We start from the raw sequence: 17,360 nt of genomic DNA on the forward strand, positions 1-17,360 counted from the left end.
GGGGCAGATTGGAGTCAGCGCTTCAGACGGTCAGGTCCTGACCTGATCGTCGCCAAAGAGCCCATCAGTGGTAGTCGTCCTCTCGCTGGTGCCGCACCGCGCCGACGATGACGTTGTGGGCGTCCACGATCTCGAACAGTGCCACGTAGCCGGAGTGGCCAAAGGGAATCACCAACTCGCGCAGAAAGGGGCTGCTGCCGGCCTTGCGGCAGGCAAAGGGCGAGGTCGTGAGCAGCTTGACGCCATCCTCAATGGCTTGCAGGGCTCGCGCGGGCAGGTCCAGATCGCCAGTCTCGCTGTTGAGCTCGCGCTGCAGCACGAAGTCAAAGAGCTCGTCCAGGTCTTGAGCAGCCGCTTCACTGAACGTGACCTTGAAGGCCATCAGCCGCGCCGTGCCTTTGTCTTGCGGGCGGCGTCCAGCTTGCCTTGCAGGCGGCCGATCACCTTCTCGGCCGGGATGCCGGTGCCGGCGCGCTGGGTCTCCAGAATGGCGGCCACACCGCGGCGCACGAACTCGGCCTGGTGCTGGCGCCGTTCGACCACGCTGCGCACCGCACTCTCGACGAACTGCGAGAGTGTTTCACCCGGCTCCAGCACACCTTCGAGCTCCTGCCGGAAATCGGGCGCGACGCGCACCGGGGGTAGGGTTGCGGTTTTCATGGGCAAATTGTATTGCACATGCAATGCACAGCAAACCCTCAGGCCAGCAACTGCGACACCCGCCCATGCAGGGCATCCGGCGTCACCGCCGCGGGTGCCAGGGGCTCGCCCACGTTGAGGCCCACGCGGTTGAACAGCCCACGGCGGAACGGCCGCACCATGGCGGTCTTGGTGCCGTTGCGCACTTCCACGCGGCTGAAGAACGAGCCCCAGAGGTTGGTGAGCGCCATCGGGATCACCGGCACCTGCAGGCCGTCGACCTCGGCGTTTTCCAGGATCTTCATGATGCCGCCCTTGAAGGGCTGTAGTTGGCCGTCGGCGGTGATGCCGCCCTCCGGGAAGATGGCCAGCAGCTCGCCTTCGCGCAGCACGGCAGCGGCGGCGGCAAAGGCGGCTTCGTAGGCGGCCGGGTCTTCCTTCTGCGGCGCAATCGGGATCGCCTTGGCGAGCTTGAACAACCAGCCCAGCACCGGCACCTTGAAGATGCGGTGGTCCATCAGGAAACGGATCGGGCGCGGGCTGGCGGCCATCAGCAGCACGGCGTCGACAAAGCTCACGTGGTTGCTCACCAGCACCGCCGCGCCTTCGGTGGGAATCTGTTCGTCGCCGCGCACCTTGAAGCGGTAGACACAACGCGAAGCCACCCAGGCCACGAAGCGCAGCAGGTACTCGGGCACCAGCATGAAGATGTAGAACGCCACCACCGCGTTGGCCAGGCCGACCAGCAGGAACATCTGCGGGATGCTGAAGCCGGCGCCGAGCAGCGCGCCGGCGATGAGCGCGCTGGCGATCATGAACAGCGCGTTGAGGATGTTGTTGGCCGCAATGATGCGCGCGCGGTGCGTGGGCTGGCTGCGCATCTGGATCAGCGCGTACATAGGCACGCTGTACAGGCCGGCGAACAGGCTGAGCAGCGTGAGGTCGGCCAGCACGCGCCAGTGGCCCGGCACTGCCATGAACTGCGCCACGCCCTGGCTGGCCACCGGCGGCAGGCCGCGGGAGGCAAAGTACAGGTCGATCGAGAACACGCTCATGCCGATCGCACCCAGCGGCACCAGGCCGATCTCCACATGCCGGCGCGACAGCACCTCGCACAGCAGCGAGCCGGTGCCGATGCCGACCGAGAACACGATCAGCAGCAGCGAGGCCACCTGCTCGTTGCCGTGCAGCACTTCCTTGGCGAAGCTGGGGAACTGGCTCAGGAACACCGCGCCGAAGAACCACATCCAGCTGATGCCGAGCACCGAGCGGAACACCACGGTGTTGCCGTGCGCGAGCTTGAGGTTGCGCCAGGTTTCGGTGAAGGGGTTCCAGTTGATCTTCAGCCCGGGGTCGGTGGCGGGCGTGTCGGGCACGTAGTGCGCCGTCACCCGGCCCAGAATGGCCAGCGCCATGCAGCTGAAGCCGACGTGGTGGGCGCCGATCTCGGGCACCGCGATGATGAGGCCGCCGGCCAGGTTGCCCAGCAGGATGGCGACGAAGGTGCCCATCTCCACCATGCCGTTGCCGCCGGTGAGTTCACGCTCGCTCAGGTGGTGCGGCAGGTAGGCGAACTTCACCGGGCCGAACAGCGTGGAGTGCAGGCCCATGAGGAAGGTGCTGGCCAGCAGCAGCGGAATGTTCGTGGTGAAGAAGGCCCACGCGGCCAGCGCCATGATGAGCACCTCCAACCGCTTCACGAACACGATCAGCGTCTTCTTGTCGTACTTGTCCGCCAGCTGGCCGCTGGTGGCGGAGAACAGCAGAAAGGGCAGGATGAACAACGCGCCAATCACCAGCCCCGCCAGCGCCGGCGGCAGCCACGCCACCTGCAGCTGGTAGGTGACCAGCACGGTGAAGGCGAACTTGAAGAGGTTGTCGTTCGCGGCGCCGAGGAACTGGGTCCAGAAGAAAGGCGCGAAGCGGCGCTGGCCCAGCAGGGCGAACTGGCCGCCCTCGTGGGCCGGCGCGGGTGGCGTGTGGGCCACGGTGGACGTGGCGGCGGGCTGGCTCATGCGGTTCTCCTCCTGTTGCGTTGTTGCGGCGGATTCTGCCGCACCGCCGCAATGTGCCGCAGCCCGGCCCGTCGGGCATCGCCGTCCGATACAGTCGCACGCACCACCACCGCGAGTACCGCCAACCGATACCAGCCACCCCATGAGCACCAGCGCCGACCTTGTTCTCGCCCTCAAGAAAGAGTTGAAAGCCGCGCAGATGACCTACGCCGACCTGGCACAGGCCATCGGCATGGCCGAATCCAGCGTCAAGCGCATGCTGGCCGGCGGCGACATGTCGCTCTCGCGCGTGGACGCGATCTGTCGCGCGCTGAAGCTGGATTTCGCCGAACTCTCGCGCCGCGTGGCCGACGCCCAGCCGCTGCTGCGCGAGATCACGCAGGAGCAGGAGCGCGCCGTGGTGGCCGACAAGAAGCTGCTGCTGGTGGCCATCTGCGTGCTCAGCCAGTGGACGCTGGAGCAGATAACCGCGCAATACCGCCTGAGCGAGGCGGAGTGCGTGAAGTACCTGGTGCAGCTCGACCGCATCGGCATCATCGAGCTGCGCCCGCTCAACCGCTACCGCCTCAAGCTCGCCAAGACCTTCCGCTGGCGGCCACACGGCCCGGTGATGAACTACTTCCGGGAGCACGCCCTGCTGGACTACTTCGCGGGTGGCTTCGACGGCGTGGGCGAAGGCGTGATGCTGGTGCACGGCTCGGTCAGCCGCACGCTGGCACCGGCGTTTCTGGAGCGCCTGCAGCGCGTGGCGCAGGACTTTGCGCAGCAGCACCAGACCGACCAGAAGCTGGATGAGCAAGACCGCGAGGGCTACACCCTGGTGCTGGCCATGCGCCGCTGGGAATTTGAGGCCTTCACCCGCCTGCGGCGCTGACAGGCGCGTCCATCAGGCGCCCACGGAAAAGCCCCCGGTGGCAGGGCCAGCGGGGGCTTCAGGTCGGGCGGTTGCGGCGTCAGCGCTTGCGCACCAGGCTGACCACCAGGGAGACGAGGGCCATCACCAGGAAGACCACGAACAACAGCTTGGCGATACCGGCGGCGCTGGCGGCGATGCCACCAAAACCCAGCACGGCGGCGATCAGTGCGATGACGAAGAATACGACGGCGTAGTGCAGCATATGAGGCTCCAGTGAAGGTGGGTTCGCAACGACCTTCATTGCGATGGATTCACTGTAGGAGGCGGCCCCTGCTGCGGCTGCAAGCCAGCGCCTCAAGCCATCGTAGGACTGCGCTGACGCTCGCGGCGGCTCACTGGATCAGGCCGTTCTTGAGCGCGTAGTAGGTGAGGTCGCTGTTGCTGGTGAGCTTGAGTTTTTCCAGCACCCGGGTGCGGTAGGTGCTCACCGTCTTGACGCTCAGGAACATGGCCTCGGCCATGTTGCCGATGGTCTCGCCCTGGGCCAGGCGCAGGAACACCTGCAGCTCGCGTTCCGACAGCAGCTCGTGCGCCGGGCGCTCGCCCTCGCCGGCCGCGTTGTCGGCCAGCAGCTCGGCCACCGCGGGGCTGATGTAGCGGCGCCCGCGCGCCACCGTGCGGATGGCGTTGACGATGTCCTCCGGCGCGCATTCCTTGTTCAGGTAACCGCTGGCGCCGTAGCGCAGCAGCGTGGTGGCGTACTGCGATTCGGGGAAGCCGCTGAGGATGAGCACGGGCAGATCGGGGAAGCGCGCCTTGATGGCCTGCAGCGCGTCCACGCCGCTGTGGTCGGGCATGGAGATGTCCATCAGCAGCACGTCCACCTCGCCGTTGCGCGCCAGCTCCAGCGCCTCACGGCCGTTGTTGGCCTCGCCCGTGACCTTGATGTCCACGTGCTCGCCGAGAAACTGGCGCAGGCCCGAACGCACGATGGCGTGGTCGTCGACGATGCCTACCTTGATCATGGAATTCCTTGGATGTGGGTATGTGTGGGTATTTGGGGGTATGCGGGACGGCATTCAATTTAACAGGCGTTTGTCCGCCTGGTCAGACAACTCCTACAAATCGGTCCGGCGCATCGGCTCAGTCCTACACAAGGCCGGCGACTCGCCCGACATCCCCGGCTGGCCTGGCTTCGTACATTGGCTTCACGGCAAACGAAACGCGCCGCGGAAACGCACAGTGTGTTCAAGCCGCCCACCGGCAAATCCGACCGGCGAACTGCAACAACCATCCAAGGAGCATTTATGAACTGGGATCGCATCGAAGGCAACTGGAAGCAAGTCAAGGGCAAGGTCGTCGAGCAGTGGGGCAAGCTCACCGACGACGATTTCGACGTCGTGGCCGGCCGCCGTGAACAGCTGTCCGGAAAGATCCAGGAGCGCTATGGCGTGGCCAAGGACGAAGCCGACCGCCAGGTCACCGAATGGGAACGCAAGGTCGGCGACGACTGGTTCGACAGGAAGCCCTGAGCCCAAACCGTCCACGCAGCCAGCGCTGCCCACTCGCACCGGCCCTGGGGCCGGTGCCCTGAAATGGAGTCCATCATGAAACGCAATACACGATACGCCGCTCTCGCTGCAGCCGCCATGGCCACCAGTCTGATCGTCGCCTGCGGTCAAGCCGAGGACCAGACCGTGGGCCAGCGACTGGACAACGCGGTTGAACAGACCAAGGAAGCTGGCAGCGAGCTGAGTGCAGAAGCCAAGTCGGCCACGCAGGAACTGCGCGCCGACGCCAGCACCGCCACGCAGGACGCGAAGGCGGCTGGCAGCGAAGCCGTGGACAAGATCGCCGCCGGCGCTGCCGACCTGGCGATCACGGCCAAGGTAAACGCCGCGCTGGCCGAAGACAAGCAACTGAGCGCCCTGAAGATCAACGTGGACACCAGCAACGGCCACGTGGAACTCAAGGGCACTGCACCCGACGCCGCTTCCCGCGACCGTGCGACCGTGCTGGCCGCCGCCGTCGAGGGTGTGGTCAAGGTGGACAACAACCTGACCATCGACGCCAAGAGCTGAAGCCTGGCAACACCGCCAACACTGCCAACCCCGAACCGATAACAACCCACCTCACCCATCAGGAGCTCAAAATGAAACTCTCTCACGCTGTTCTGGCCGCCGCTTCCGCATTCGCCATCGTGTCCATCACCGGCTGTGCGGTTGCCCGCGATCAACAAACCGTCGGCGCCTACGTCGATGACGCCGCCCTGACCACCAAGGTCAAGGCCCGTTTCGCCGAAGACCCGGCCGTGGCCGCTACCTCCATCAGCGTGGAAACGCTCAACGGCACGGTGCAGCTGTCCGGCTTCGCCAAGTCGCCAAACGAAAAGGCCGCCGCCGAACGCATCGCCCGCGCCACCTCCGGCGTGAAGGCGGTCAAGAACGACATCGTGGTGCGCTGAACGACGGTCCCCTGAGGCCTTTTGCGTGTAGGAGCAGTCCTACGCGCAAATAAGCCGCCATGAAGGTGCCCCGGCACCTGGCGGCGGGCATCATGGGACCCGTTGTGCTCCAAAAGCATGACATGTCTCGTCTGTCGCCCCCTCTTCTTTCTCGCGTACCTTCCCCGCCTGCCCCCATGTCGTCGCTCAAAACCTTCATCGTCGAGGACAACAAGGTCATCTATGAGAACCTTGTCTCCACGCTTGAGGAATTGGCCAATGTGGAAGTGGTCGGCCATGCCAGCGACGAAGAAGCCGCCGTGCAGTGGCTGCAACAGGGCGACGGCTTCGATCTCATGATCGTCGACATCTTCCTGCTGGCCGGCTCCGGCCTCGGCGTGCTCAAGGCCGCCCAGGAAGCCCGCGTGCGGGCCCGGCGTGTGGTGCTCACCAACTACGCCACACCCGACATCCGCAAACGCTGCGCCCTGCTGGGCGCCGACCGGGTTTTCGACAAGTCGTGCGAGCTCGACGACCTGATTTCCTACTGCGAACGCATCTCGGATGGCTCCGCCACCGGGCCTGCCAGTCTGCAATAACCACCTACACCCAGTCCATGCTCGCGGCAGCCCCAGGGCGCAATGCACGGTGGCGAAGCCCGCTGGCCATGCTGCTCGCAGGCCTGCTGGCCCTGGGGGTGTTCCTCGGTTCCGAATGGACCCACCAGCGCTCGCTGGAAGCCTTCACCCACCTGGCCGAACGCGACTCGGCGCGCAACGCAGTGCAGACGATCCTGCGCCGCCTGCTGGACATGGAGACCGCCCAGCGCGGCTATCTGCTCACCAGCCGCCCCCAGTACCTCAAGCCCTACCAGGAAGCCGCGTCCGACATGGCGGACGCCTTCCGCCAGCTGCGCGAACCCGGCGGCATCGACGCCGACCTGCTGGGCCTGGTGGACACGCTGGAAGAGCGCGTCCGGCAAAAGACCTCGGAGGTGGATGAAACCATTGCGCTGTTCGACACCGGCGCGAACGCCGCCTGGCGCGAGCTGCTGCTGACCGACATCGGGCGCGAGAAGATGGAGGCTGTGCGAGAGACGGCGCATGCGCTGCTGGACACGGAAGAGCGTCGCATCGCGGTGGAGCGCGCAGCCGTCGCGCGCACGCTGGCGGCCGGCCGCTTCGGCGTGCAGGCACTCACCTTGTTGAGCCTGCTGGCCTACATCTTCTTCCTGCGCAAGAACGCGGCGCTGGTGTCCGCCCAGCTCGAGCACGCGGTGCACCTGCAGGCCGAACGCGACTCGCTGGAAGACCAGGTGCGCCGCCGCACCGTCGAACTGGCCACGCTGAACCGGGACTTGCAGGTCAGCCGCGACGACGAGCGCGGCGGCCTGGCACGTGCCCTGCACGACGATCTGGGCGCCTTGCTCACCGCCGCCAAGCTCGACATCATCCGCCTGCGCCGCGCCCTGCACACCACCGAGCCCGAGGTTGCTGCACGCCTGGAGCACCTGAGCGCGGCGCTCGACGAAGGCATCGTCATGAAGCGGCGCATGATGGAAGAGCTCATGCCGCCGGCCTTGCCGAACCTCGGCCTGAAGTCCGCACTGGAACACCTGGCCAGCGACATCCAGAACGACACCGCTGTTCCGGTGGAGCTGTCCGTGCTCCCGCTGAGCCTGCACGAAGCCGACGAACAGGCCTTGTTTGCCGTGGCGCGCGGTGCGCTCTCCAATGCCCAGCGGCACGCCAATGCCACGCAGGTGTCGCTGCGGCTGGCCACCGAAGGCGCGCAGGTGCTGCTGGAGGTGCAGGACAACGGCAGCGGCTTCGCCGGCCCCTCGGGCACCAGCTCTGCGCAAGGCCTGAAGAACCTGCGTCATCGCATCGAATCCCTGGGCGGTGAGTTCCTCGTGCAATCCGTGGCCGGCACCGGCACCCGCGTGCAAGCCAGCCTGCCCATGCGCCTCCGCGAATCCCTCGTGCCCTCATCCCTGCGTGCTACAACCCCTCCATGATCAAAACGTCGATCGAACGCGTCGCCCGCAACCGCTACGGCATGCCCATCGTGCTGGCGCTCGCGCTCGTCATGCTGGTCGTCAACGAGAGCAGCTACCAGCACACGCGGGCCACGCTGGAGCGCGGCGTGACGATCAGCGACGCGCGCCAGAAGGCCACGCGCACCCTGCAAGCCCTGACGGACGCCGAGGCCGCCGCGCGCGCCTTCATGCTCGGCGCGCAGGAGGCCGACCTGTCCAAGTTTCACGACGCCATCGGCGAGATGAAGTACATGCAGCACGACGCCTTCCAGCGCCTGTCCGAGCTGGACCCGCAGCAGACGGTGTCGGTGGCCGACGTGCGCGACCGCATCGAGGCCCGCACCGTCACGCTCAACGAATGGATCCGGCTGACCGAACAGGGCCGGCGCACCGAGGCCCAGACCATGGCCGTGAGCGACCAGGGGCGCCTACTGTATGCCGAGCTGCGGGAGGAGTTCGACGCCTTGCTGGAGCGCGCCACGGCCACCCAGAAAACCGCGCGCGTGTCGCTGTTTGACGCCCTGATGATCAACCGGCTCGTCATCCACCTGCTGGTGCTGCTGGCGCTGGTCGGGGTGATCCTGTTCAAACGCCAGTTGCGCGACAGCGACCAGCGCCAGGCCGAAGAACACCAGCGGCTGGCCACACAGGTCGCGCTGCGCACCACCGCCCTGCGCAACCTGGCCGGCCACCATGTGAGTGCCCGTGAAGACGAACGCGGCCGCGTGGCGCGCGAACTGCACGACGAAATGGGCGGCCTGCTGACGGCGATGAAGCTCGATCTCGCCCGCCTGCGCCGCGTGCCCGAGCTGCCTGCGGCGGCGGCCGAGCGGCTGGCCAGCATCGACCTGCGACTGAACGAAAGCATTGCCGTGAAGCGGCGCATCATCGAACACCTGCGGCCTTCGTCGCTCGACCAGCTCGGCCTGGTGACCGCGCTGGACATGTTGTGCCAGGAAGCCGCCGGCCGCCTGGGGGTGCCGGTGGTCACGCAGCTGTCGCCGGTGGAACTCGACAAGGACACCGAGCTCACGGTGTACCGGCTGGTGCAGGAGTCACTCACCAACGTACAGAAGTACGCCCAGGCCGATCAGGTCGACATCTCGGTGCAGCAGGAAGCCGGTGCGGTGCACGTGGTGGTGCAGGACAACGGCAAGGGCTTCGACGTCGACGAGGTGCCGGCCGGCCACCACGGCCTGCTCGGCATGCGGGTGCGGGTGGAGTCGCACAGCGGCCAGCTGTTCATCCAAAGCACCCCGGGCCAGGGCACCCGCATCGAGGCCGAACTGCCGGTGCGCGCACAAGCGCCGCAAGCCACCTGAAGGCGCGCAGCATGAAACCGCCGCCCGCCCACGGCACGGCGCAGCACCGGCTGACACACCTGTCGGCCTGGCAACGCCAGTCGCTGGCCCTGCTGCCCGCGGTGTGCGCCGGTGCCGGCGTGGCAACCCTGTTCTCGGGTGCCGTGCCCTGGCTGGTGGCCTGGGTCGTTTACTGCGCCACCTACGTCGGCCTGGTCTGGCACCTGGCCGCGCGGCTGGACGCCACCGCCACCCGGCAACGCGCCCAGCGCGAAGACCCGGGTGCGGTGATGCTGTTCGTGCTGGTCACCGCCGCCGCCTGCGCCAGCCTGCTGGCGGTGGCCTTGAACGTGCAGGCCACGCAGGCGCTGCAGGGCTGGCACCGGGCCTTCAACCTGGGTCTCATGGGCCTGTCGCTGGCGGGCGCCTGGTTGCTGATTCAGAGTGTGTTCACCCTGCACTACGCGCGGGTGTACTACCGAACCCGCGACACGGCGGAACAGGGCGCGCCGGCACGCGGCCTGGCGTTTCCCGACGGCAAGGACCCGGACTACCTGGACCTGCTGTACTACAGCGCGGTGATCGGCATGACCTCGCAGGTGTCGGACGTGAGCATCCGCAGCCGCGGCATGCGGCACTTCACCCTGCTGCATGCGCTGCTGTCGTTTGCGTTCAACCTGGTGGTGCTGGCCACCGCCGTCAATGTCTTCGCCGGCGCCGCGGGCTGAAGACTCAGGGGGTGTGGGTCGAAGTGAGCGCGGACACCGCCGAATTCAGCCCCGACAACGCGCGCACGAAGTGGGCTTCCACATCGAACCAGGGATGCATGGCCGCAGCCGCCACCGCGATCACCAGGGTGGCTGTGTAGCCCACGATGGCGGGGGCGGGCAAACGCATGACATCCTCCGTGTGGTCGTGCTGGCTGGGGGTGGGAAGGCTGCCGACGCAGGGCAACGCTTCCGGCGAGTCTCGACTCTAGGGCCAGCCGTGTCGATGACCAGCCGGACAGGGGCGCACCGCCGTGTGGGATATGTCCTACACCGGCGGAAGCAAGAGCATCCCGTAACCGACCAGTAACCAGTTTCACGGATAATTGAAACCAAATTACATACCGGCCTTCCCACCCACTCAGGAGACAAGCCTTCATGAAGATCACGCGCGCCACCAAGATCGTTGCCACCCTCGGCCCCGCGTCGAGCGACCCCGACCTGCTTGAACGCATGATCCGCGCCGGCGTGAACGTGGTGCGGCTCAATTTTTCGCACGGCACCGCACAAGACCACATCGACCGCGCCGAGCTGGTGCGCGCCGCCGCCCAGCGCTCGGGCCGCGAGGTCGGCATCATGGCCGACCTGCAGGGCCCGAAGATCCGCGTCGGCAAGTTCGCCCAGGGCAAGGTGCAGCTGGAGCCCGGCCAGCCCTTCGTGCTGGACGCCTCGCGCACCGAACCCGGCGACATCGAAGGTGTGGGCCTGGACTACAAGGAGCTGCCCCGCGACGTGAAGGCCGGTGACACCCTGCTGCTCAACGACGGCCTGATCGTGCTGGTCGTCAACAAGGTGGTCGGCCCGGCGGTGCACACCACCGTCAAGCTCGGCGGCGAGCTGTCCAACAACAAGGGCATCAACAAGCAGGGCGGCGGCCTGACCGCCCCGGCGCTGACCGCCAAGGACATGGAAGACATCAAGACCGCCATGGGTCTGATGGCCGACTACGTGGCGGTGAGTTTCCCCAAGAACGCGACCGACATGGAGCTGGCGCGCCAGCTCTGCAACGTGGCCGGCGCTGCCACCGGCCACAAGCCGGCCCTGATCGCCAAGATCGAACGCGCCGAAGCCATCCCCGAGCTGGCCAGCATTCTCAAGGTGTCGGACGGCATCATGGTCGCGCGTGGTGACCTGGCCGTGGAAGTCGGCAACGCCGCCGTGCCGGCGCTGCAGAAACACATGATCCGGCTGGCGCGCGAGATGGACAAGGTGGTGATCACCGCCACGCAGATGATGGAATCCATGATCGTCAACCCGGTGCCCACGCGCGCCGAGGTGAGCGACGTGGCCAACGCCGTGCTCGACGGCACCGATGCCGTGATGCTCAGCGCCGAGACTGCCGCCGGCCGTTACCCGCTGGAGACCGTGCTGGAGATGGCCAACATCTGCTCCGAAGCCGAAAAGGCCGAGTACCGCGAGCTCAGCGCCGACTTCCAGGGCAAGACCTTCAAGCGCATCGACCAGTCGATTGCCATGGGCGCGCTGTTCACCGCGCACCACCTGGGCGCCAAGGCCATCGTGGCCCTGACCGACTCGGGTTCCACCGCCTTGTGGATGAGCCGGCACAACGTGCGCATGCCGATCTACGCCATGACGCCCAACCTGTCGACGCAGCGCCGCATGACGCTGTACCGCAACGTGCGCCCGCTGCTGATGGACAACAGCGCCGACCGCGACTCGGCCCTGGCCGACGCCGAGGCGCACCTGAAGAAGCGTGGCATCGTGCAGACCGGTGACGTCTACGCCATCACCGTGGGCGAGCCCATGGGCCAGGCGGGCGGCACCAACACGCTGAAGATCTGCCGCGCGGCCTGATGCAAGGCCGCGCCCTGGCTGGCGCGTGATGCCCGGGGCCCGGCAGGTGCCCCGGTTTCTTTCACGCTGCTTTCAATGTGAGTGCCGCGGCAACACCGAAGCGCCCGCGGCGTTGAGCATCGGCGTCAGTCCATGCGGAACGACACGCCGGTCACGAACATCGCATCACCCTTCTTCAGGTTGGAACCCGGGTCGCTGTCGTAGCGGTAGCTCAGGCCGGCCGAGAGGTTGATGGCCCGCGTCATCGCCACCGTCAGACCGGTGTCGAGCACGGCGCGGTACTTGCCGGAGTCGCGCAGGTCCGGGTACAGCGCAAATTTCTGCCGCAGGCTGGTGGTATCGGTCAGCTTGTGGCTGGACTCCTCGGCCAGCACCAGCTCCAGCCGGCCGTAGGTGTCGCGCATCGCGTCGGCCACCATGGTGGAGGTGACGTAACGGTCGTAGCTGTAACCCAGACCCGCCGACAGGTCGAAGAAACCGCCCTCCTCCTTCCAGACATGACGCCCCACACCACTCGCCAGCGAATGGCGACCGGCGATGTTGGACAGCTTGTCGCGCAAGGTCTCGGCCGAGGCGAAGCCGAACCAGTCGAGCGAGAAGTCGCGGTTGTACTGGGTGCGCAGGGCGTAACGCTCGGTGGTGTCCACGCCATCGTTGCGGGCGTAGTCGGCACGGGCGGCCCAGGTCCATTTGTCGACCTCGCTCAGGCGCGCGCCTTCGGCTGCCAGGTTCAGGGTGCCGGCGTTGTTGTTGCCGGACGAAACGTTGGCACCCGCGGTCAGCAGGTATCGCCACTGGCTGTCGGGCTCCAGCGTGACCTGGGCTTGCGACAAGGTGGGCGCCAGCAGCGCCGCGACAGAACTCAGGGTGGCGATCGTCATGCGAGAGGGCATGGAAATTCCTTTCTTTTAGGGTGGCTTCTTGTAACTCCCACCCAAAGGGACTCCTGTGGACCGCGCCGCGGTTCCCCCGCAGATGTGACGATTGGTGTCGTCAGCAGCGCAAGGCACTCAGGGCTCGCCCACACCCACCCCAGGCGGCATCGTGCGCGCAACGCGCAAACGGCGCCGGTCCAGCGCCCGCAGGCCCTGGCGCGCCGTCACCGCGCAGGCCAGGCCGAGCAACAGGCCCACCGCGATGTCGGAGACGAAGTGCAGGCCCAGGAACACCCGGCTCCAGGCGATAAGCAAGGCCACCGGGCCGGCCAGTGCCAGCCACAGGCGCGCCCGCCCTGGCGCGCACATCGACAGGGCACAGGCCCATGCGCCGGCCACGGCGGCGTGATAACTCGGGAAGCTGGCCGTGGCCGAGTGCGCCAGCCACTGTGTGCCCAGCCCCAGCTCAAACGGGCGCGCCACGTGCACGGTCTCGCGGATGCCCCGCACCGCCAGCCAGGCCAGCGCCATCGCCACCCCCATGCCCAGCAGTTGCCGACGCGCGGCCGGGCCGACCAGCAGCAACGGCGCCAGGGCCAGCACGGCCAGCGCCGGCAGGTCGGTGGAGATCCAGCGCGCGGCATCCAGCAGCCATGGCGGGGCGTCGCCGCTGGCGTTGATCCACAGGAAGAGTCGTGTGTCGAAGTGGGTCATTGCGTCGATAAAAACTGGACGCAGTCTGACCCGCCCACATGAAGAGCGTGTGAAATGACACAAGCCCGGATCTCAGACCCACAGGCCGAAAGCTAAAATGCGTGGTTACACCACGGTTACCAACTGAATAAGGGGATTCTCATGGCGCTCGTTTCCATGCGCGAACTGCTCGACCATGCTGCCGTCCACGGCTACGGCATTCCGGCTTTCAACGTCAACAACCTCGAACAGGTGCAGGCCGTGATGGCCGCGGCCGACGAAGTCGGCGCACCGGTGATCCTGCAAGCCAGCGCAGGTGCTCGCAAATACGCCGGTGAACCCTTCATCAAGCACCTGATCCAGGCCGCGATGGAAGCCTATCCCCACATCCCGCTGGTGATGCACCAGGACCACGGCACCTCGCCCAAGATCTGCGAAGGCGCGATCAACCTGGGCTTTGGCTCGGTGATGATGGACGGCTCGCTGATGGAAGACGGCAAGACCCCGGCCTCGTTCGAATACAACACCGAAGTCACCCGCAAGGTGGTGGACATGGCGCACAAGGTCGGCGTCACGGTGGAAGGCGAACTCGGCTGCCTGGGCAACCTGGAAACCGGTGAAGCCGGCGAGGAAGACGGCATCGGCGCCGAAGGCAAGCTGGACCACAGCCAGATGCTGACCGACCCGGAAGAAGCCGCGCAGTTCGTGAAGGCCACGCAGCTCGACGCGCTGGCCATCGCCATCGGCACCAGCCACGGCGCCTACAAGTTCAGCCGTCCACCCACCGGCGACATCCTGGCAATCAGCCGCGTGAAGGAAATCCACCAGCGCATTCCCAACACCCACCTGGTGATGCACGGCTCCTCGTCCGTGCCGGCCGAACTGCTGGCGATCATCAACCAGTACGGCGGCAAGATGAAGGAAACCTACGGCGTGCCGGTGAAGGAAATCCAGGAAGCCATCAAGCACGGCGTGCGCAAGATCAACATCGACACCGACATCCGCCTGGCCATGACCGGCGCGGTGCGCAAGTTCCTGGCCGAGAACCCCGACAAGTTCGACGCCCGCGAATGGCTCAAGCCCGCGCGTGAAGCCGCCAAGGCCGTCTGCAAGCAGCGTTACCTGGAATTCGGCTGCGAAGGCCAAGGCAGCAAGATCAAGGGCGAGAGCCTGCAGGTCATTGCCGCCAAGTACGCCAGAGGCGAGCTGGCCCAGGTCGTGAACTGAGCCAGCTGACAACGGGGGCGGCAGGGCGCTGCGCCGGGCTTCTGCCCCCGGCGCCGCCAACTTGGCGATAATCCCCCGGAATGGTTCAAAGCCCGTTGGCTGTTCAACGGGCTTTTTTCTTGTCTCGCTTTTTCTCGGTGCCACCATGACCTCTGCCTTGCACACATCGGCCCTGACGTCCCTGCCCCTGCTGGCGCGGGGCAAGGTGCGCGACAACTACGCCGTGGGCGACGACCGCATCCTGATGGTGGCGAGCGACCGCATCAGCGCGTTCGACGTGATCATGGGCGAGCCGATTCCCGGCAAGGGCGAGCTGCTGACGAAACTCTCGCTGTTCTGGTTCGACCAGCTCGGCCCCAAGGGCCTGAACATCTGCCCGATCCACCTCACCGGCGAGGCGCCCGAGAGTGTGGTGTCGGCCGACGAGGTGCCGCAGGTCACCGGCCGCTCGATGCTGGTGCAGCGCCTGAAACCGATCCCGGTCGAAGCCGTGGTGCGTGGTTACCTGGCCGGCAGCGGCTGGAAGGAGTACCAGGAGAGCCGCTCGGTCTGCGGCGTGAAGTTGCCCGAGGGCCTGCAGAACGCGTCGCAATTGCCCGAGCCGATCTACACGCCGGCGGCCAAGGCGGCCATGGGCGAACACGACGAGAACATCACCTTCGAGCGCACGGTCGAGATGATCGGCCCCGAACTGGCCGCGAAGATCCGCGACGTGTCGATTGCGCTCTACAAGGCTGCGGCCGCGATCGCGCTCCAGAAGGGCATCATCATTGCCGACACCAAGTTCGAGTTCGGCCTGGACAAGGCCGGCCAGCTGGTGCTGATGGACGAGGTGCTCACGCCCGACAGCTCGCGCTACTGGCCGGCCGAGAGTTATGTGGTGGGCGAGAACCCGCCGAGCTACGACAAGCAGTTCCTGCGCGACTGGCTGGAGACCGCACAGGTTGGCGGCAAGCCCTGGGACAAGACCCCGCCCGCGCCGCGCCTGCCGCGCGAGGTGATCGAGAAGACTTCGGCCAAGTACCAGGAAGCCCTGACGCGCCTGATGGGCTGATCGGCGCCGTCACCCAGCGACAGCCGGGGCCGGCTGTCGCGCCCCTCCTGGCGCCGCAGGCGCGCCAGAGAGAGAAGCCCCAATCAGCTGAGGACGACGGACGAGAGGCGGCGGCGGTAGGTTGCCACCGTCGGGTCTTCCGGCGGCACCTGGCCTTCGGCCACCTTGGGCTTGGGTGGCTCGATGACGTCGAGGACCGCAATGAAGGTCTTGCGCGCCAGCTCTTCCTTCCAGGCCTTGTCGCGCATCAGGATCTCCAGCAGCTCGTCCATGGCGGCGGTCCACTGGCCGTAGGCCATCAGCAACTGCGCGAGCGCAAAGCGGGCGTCGAAGTCGCGCTTGTTGGTGCCGATGGCGGCGTGCAGCTCGGCGGCGCGCGCATCGGGGTCGGCCACGTCAACCTGGGCGTCGCGCGCGGCCATCCAGCGCTGCAGCGAGTCGAGCCGGCGCACGCCGGCGGCCTTGGCGATCACCGGCGCGAACGCCACCTTGGCGTCGTCGTCCTGGCCCATCTCCAGCAGCAGCTTCACCAGGTCAAAACGCGCGTCGTCGTTGTCGGGCGCGGCCTGCACCGCCTGCTGCAGCTTCTCCAGCGCACCGTCGAGGTCCCCCTCGGCCAGTGCGTCGTGGGCCTCGGCCTCGACCACTTCGGCTTCCAGCTCTTCGACGCTGGGCAGGTGCTTGTCGAGGAATTCCTTGATCTGGCCTTCGGGCAAGGCGCCCATGAAACCGTCCACCGGCTGGCCGTTGATCAGCAGCACGCAGGTCGGGATGCTGCGGATGCCGAAGGCGGCGGCGAGCTGCTGCTCCTGGTCGGAGTCGATCTTGACCAGCTTGAAGCGCCCGGCGTAATCGGTCTCGATCTTCTCCAGCAGCGGGCCGATGACCTTGCAGGGGCCGCACCAGGGGGCCCAGAAATCGACCAGCACAGGGGTCTGCATCGAGGCCTCGATGACCTCGGTTTCAAAATTGGCGACGGTGACGTTGATCATGGGGGCCCCTGGAGCAAGAGCGCCCGCGATGGCAGCGGGCGGCAAACGTAAAATCGACACTTTACCGGAGACGCCCTGCCCCCATGCGGCGCGCCCCCGGCCCTGCCCCCCGCCGGGGGCCATCGGCGAGAGGCACTTTCATGACCCCCATCCAGATCGGCGTGCTCATGGGCTCCAGCAGCGACTGGGACACCATGCAGCACGCGGTGCAGATCCTGCAGGATTTCGGCATTCCGCACGAGGCCCGCGTGGTGTCTGCCCACCGCATGCCCGACGACATGTTCACCTACGCCGAAGCCGCCGCCGAACGCGGGCTCAAGGCCATCATCGCCGGCGCCGGTGGCGCGGCCCACCTGCCCGGCATGCTGGCGGCCAAGACCATCGTGCCGGTGCTCGGCGTGCCGGTGGCGAGCAAACACCTCAGCGGCGTGGACTCGCTGCACAGCATCGTGCAGATGCCCAAGGGCGTGCCAGTGGCCACCTTCGCCATCGGTGCGGCGGGCGCGGCCAACGCGGCGCTGTTTGCCGTGGCCCTGCTCGCCAGCCACGACCGCGAACTGCGCCACAAGCTCGAACTGTTCCGCACCCAGCAGACCGAGGCCGCGCGCGCCATGACGCTGCCGGGATGACAACACCCTCCCCCGC

Annotated in this window: 21 protein-coding genes; 12 read left to right on the forward strand and 9 right to left on the reverse strand. The window is 66.8% G+C overall.

Annotated elements, in window-relative coordinates:
* Window positions 1–64: 64 nt before the first annotated feature.
* The 3 genes from HPA01S_RS19390 to HPA01S_RS19400 are packed head-to-tail and all read right to left on the reverse strand — an operon-like array spanning window position 65 to window position 2,654.
* Window positions 65–382 (reverse strand): type II toxin-antitoxin system RelE/ParE family toxin, encoded by a 318-nt coding sequence (locus tag HPA01S_RS19390; RefSeq protein WP_066272588.1) that lies wholly within the window; start codon window positions 380–382, stop codon window positions 65–67.
* Window positions 382–660, reverse strand: a complete 279-nt coding sequence (locus HPA01S_RS19395; protein WP_066272591.1) for a YlcI/YnfO family protein — start codon at window positions 658–660, stop codon at window positions 382–384. Before HPA01S_RS19395 ends, HPA01S_RS19390 begins: the two co-directional genes overlap by 1 nt.
* 38 nt (window positions 661–698) lie before the next feature.
* The gene (locus tag HPA01S_RS19400; protein WP_066272592.1) at window positions 699–2,654 is read right to left on the reverse strand and encodes an MFS transporter; all 1,956 of its coding nucleotides are present in this window, start codon (window positions 2,652–2,654) and stop codon (window positions 699–701) included.
* A 142-nt stretch (window positions 2,655–2,796) separates the two neighbouring features.
* Here HPA01S_RS19400 and HPA01S_RS19405 point away from each other — a divergent pair, with 142 nt between their 5' ends.
* On the forward strand, window positions 2,797–3,528 hold the full coding sequence (locus HPA01S_RS19405; protein WP_066272594.1) for a helix-turn-helix domain-containing protein: 732 nt from the start codon (window positions 2,797–2,799) through the stop codon (window positions 3,526–3,528).
* 79 nt (window positions 3,529–3,607) lie between these two features.
* Here HPA01S_RS19405 and HPA01S_RS22830 read toward each other — a convergent pair whose 3' ends face one another.
* The gene (locus tag HPA01S_RS22830) at window positions 3,608–3,772 is read right to left on the reverse strand and encodes a DUF1328 domain-containing protein (RefSeq protein ID WP_084360834.1); all 165 of its coding nucleotides are present in this window, start codon (window positions 3,770–3,772) and stop codon (window positions 3,608–3,610) included.
* A 130-nt stretch (window positions 3,773–3,902) separates the two neighbouring features.
* Window positions 3,903–4,535: a response regulator gene (locus HPA01S_RS19410; protein ID WP_066272596.1), complete on the reverse strand. Its 633-nt coding sequence runs from the start codon at window positions 4,533–4,535 to the stop codon at window positions 3,903–3,905.
* Window positions 4,536–4,817: 282 nt separating this feature from the next.
* On the opposite strand from HPA01S_RS19410, the gene HPA01S_RS19415 reads away from it, so the two are divergent.
* From HPA01S_RS19415 to HPA01S_RS19445, 7 genes are all read left to right on the forward strand, one after another.
* The gene (locus HPA01S_RS19415; protein WP_066272601.1) at window positions 4,818–5,042 is read left to right on the forward strand and encodes a CsbD family protein; all 225 of its coding nucleotides are present in this window, start codon (window positions 4,818–4,820) and stop codon (window positions 5,040–5,042) included.
* 75 nt (window positions 5,043–5,117) lie between these two features.
* Window positions 5,118–5,591, forward strand: coding sequence for a BON domain-containing protein (locus tag HPA01S_RS19420; RefSeq protein ID WP_245638702.1), 474 nt, complete (start codon window positions 5,118–5,120; stop codon window positions 5,589–5,591).
* A 71-nt stretch (window positions 5,592–5,662) separates the two neighbouring features.
* Window positions 5,663–5,974: a BON domain-containing protein gene (locus HPA01S_RS19425; RefSeq protein ID WP_066272607.1), complete on the forward strand. Its 312-nt coding sequence runs from the start codon at window positions 5,663–5,665 to the stop codon at window positions 5,972–5,974.
* A gap of 176 nt (window positions 5,975–6,150) precedes the next feature.
* Window positions 6,151–6,552 carry a response regulator gene (locus HPA01S_RS19430; RefSeq protein WP_066272609.1) on the forward strand — a complete coding sequence of 134 codons (402 nt, stop codon included), beginning with the start codon at window positions 6,151–6,153 and terminating at the stop codon, window positions 6,550–6,552.
* 68 nt (window positions 6,553–6,620) lie between these two features.
* Complete coding sequence (locus tag HPA01S_RS19435) at window positions 6,621–7,970, forward strand: CHASE3 domain-containing protein (RefSeq protein WP_066272614.1); 1,350 nt, start codon at window positions 6,621–6,623, stop codon at window positions 7,968–7,970.
* Window positions 7,967–9,313, forward strand: a complete 1,347-nt coding sequence (locus HPA01S_RS19440; RefSeq protein ID WP_066272615.1) for a sensor histidine kinase — start codon at window positions 7,967–7,969, stop codon at window positions 9,311–9,313. The genes HPA01S_RS19435 and HPA01S_RS19440 overlap by 4 nt, the downstream gene beginning before the upstream one ends.
* An 11-nt stretch (window positions 9,314–9,324) precedes the next feature.
* Window positions 9,325–10,020 carry a DUF1345 domain-containing protein gene (locus HPA01S_RS19445; RefSeq protein WP_066272618.1) on the forward strand — a complete coding sequence of 232 codons (696 nt, stop codon included), beginning with the start codon at window positions 9,325–9,327 and terminating at the stop codon, window positions 10,018–10,020.
* Between the two features lie 4 nt (window positions 10,021–10,024).
* On the opposite strand, the gene HPA01S_RS23220 is transcribed toward HPA01S_RS19445, so the two are convergent.
* Window positions 10,025–10,189 (reverse strand): hypothetical protein, encoded by a 165-nt coding sequence (locus tag HPA01S_RS23220; RefSeq protein WP_157085101.1) that lies wholly within the window; start codon window positions 10,187–10,189, stop codon window positions 10,025–10,027.
* A gap of 248 nt (window positions 10,190–10,437) precedes the next feature.
* On the opposite strand from HPA01S_RS23220, the gene pyk reads away from it, so the two are divergent.
* Window positions 10,438–11,874 (forward strand): pyruvate kinase, encoded by a 1,437-nt coding sequence (gene pyk / locus HPA01S_RS19450; protein WP_066272619.1) that lies wholly within the window; start codon window positions 10,438–10,440, stop codon window positions 11,872–11,874.
* Window positions 11,875–11,999: 125 nt separating this feature from the next.
* On the opposite strand, the gene HPA01S_RS19455 is transcribed toward pyk, so the two are convergent.
* Window positions 12,000–12,755 carry a DUF481 domain-containing protein gene (locus HPA01S_RS19455; RefSeq protein ID WP_066272620.1) on the reverse strand — a complete coding sequence of 252 codons (756 nt, stop codon included), beginning with the start codon at window positions 12,753–12,755 and terminating at the stop codon, window positions 12,000–12,002.
* A 129-nt stretch (window positions 12,756–12,884) separates the two neighbouring features.
* Window positions 12,885–13,463, reverse strand: coding sequence for a phosphatase PAP2 family protein (locus tag HPA01S_RS19460; protein WP_066272621.1), 579 nt, complete (start codon window positions 13,461–13,463; stop codon window positions 12,885–12,887).
* Window positions 13,464–13,604: 141 nt separating this feature from the next.
* Between HPA01S_RS19460 and fba the strand changes: the two genes are divergently transcribed.
* Both fba and HPA01S_RS19470 read left to right on the forward strand, forming a co-directional pair.
* Window positions 13,605–14,669, forward strand: coding sequence for a class II fructose-bisphosphate aldolase (gene fba / locus HPA01S_RS19465; protein ID WP_066272623.1), 1,065 nt, complete (start codon window positions 13,605–13,607; stop codon window positions 14,667–14,669).
* A gap of 145 nt (window positions 14,670–14,814) precedes the next feature.
* Window positions 14,815–15,723: a phosphoribosylaminoimidazolesuccinocarboxamide synthase gene (locus HPA01S_RS19470; protein WP_066272625.1), complete on the forward strand. Its 909-nt coding sequence runs from the start codon at window positions 14,815–14,817 to the stop codon at window positions 15,721–15,723.
* A gap of 83 nt (window positions 15,724–15,806) precedes the next feature.
* On the opposite strand, the gene trxA is transcribed toward HPA01S_RS19470, so the two are convergent.
* Window positions 15,807–16,715: a thioredoxin gene (trxA, locus tag HPA01S_RS19475; protein ID WP_066272627.1), complete on the reverse strand. Its 909-nt coding sequence runs from the start codon at window positions 16,713–16,715 to the stop codon at window positions 15,807–15,809.
* A 140-nt stretch (window positions 16,716–16,855) separates the two neighbouring features.
* Here trxA and purE point away from each other — a divergent pair, with 140 nt between their 5' ends.
* Entirely contained in the window at window positions 16,856–17,344 is a 489-nt protein-coding gene (purE, locus tag HPA01S_RS19480) for a 5-(carboxyamino)imidazole ribonucleotide mutase (RefSeq protein WP_066272633.1), read from the forward strand.
* Window positions 17,345–17,360 lie beyond the last annotated feature (16 nt).

Origin of the sequence: Hydrogenophaga palleronii NBRC 102513, from assembly GCF_001571225.1 — a bacterium.
Lineage (GTDB): Bacteria > Pseudomonadota > Gammaproteobacteria > Burkholderiales > Burkholderiaceae_C > Hydrogenophaga > Hydrogenophaga palleronii.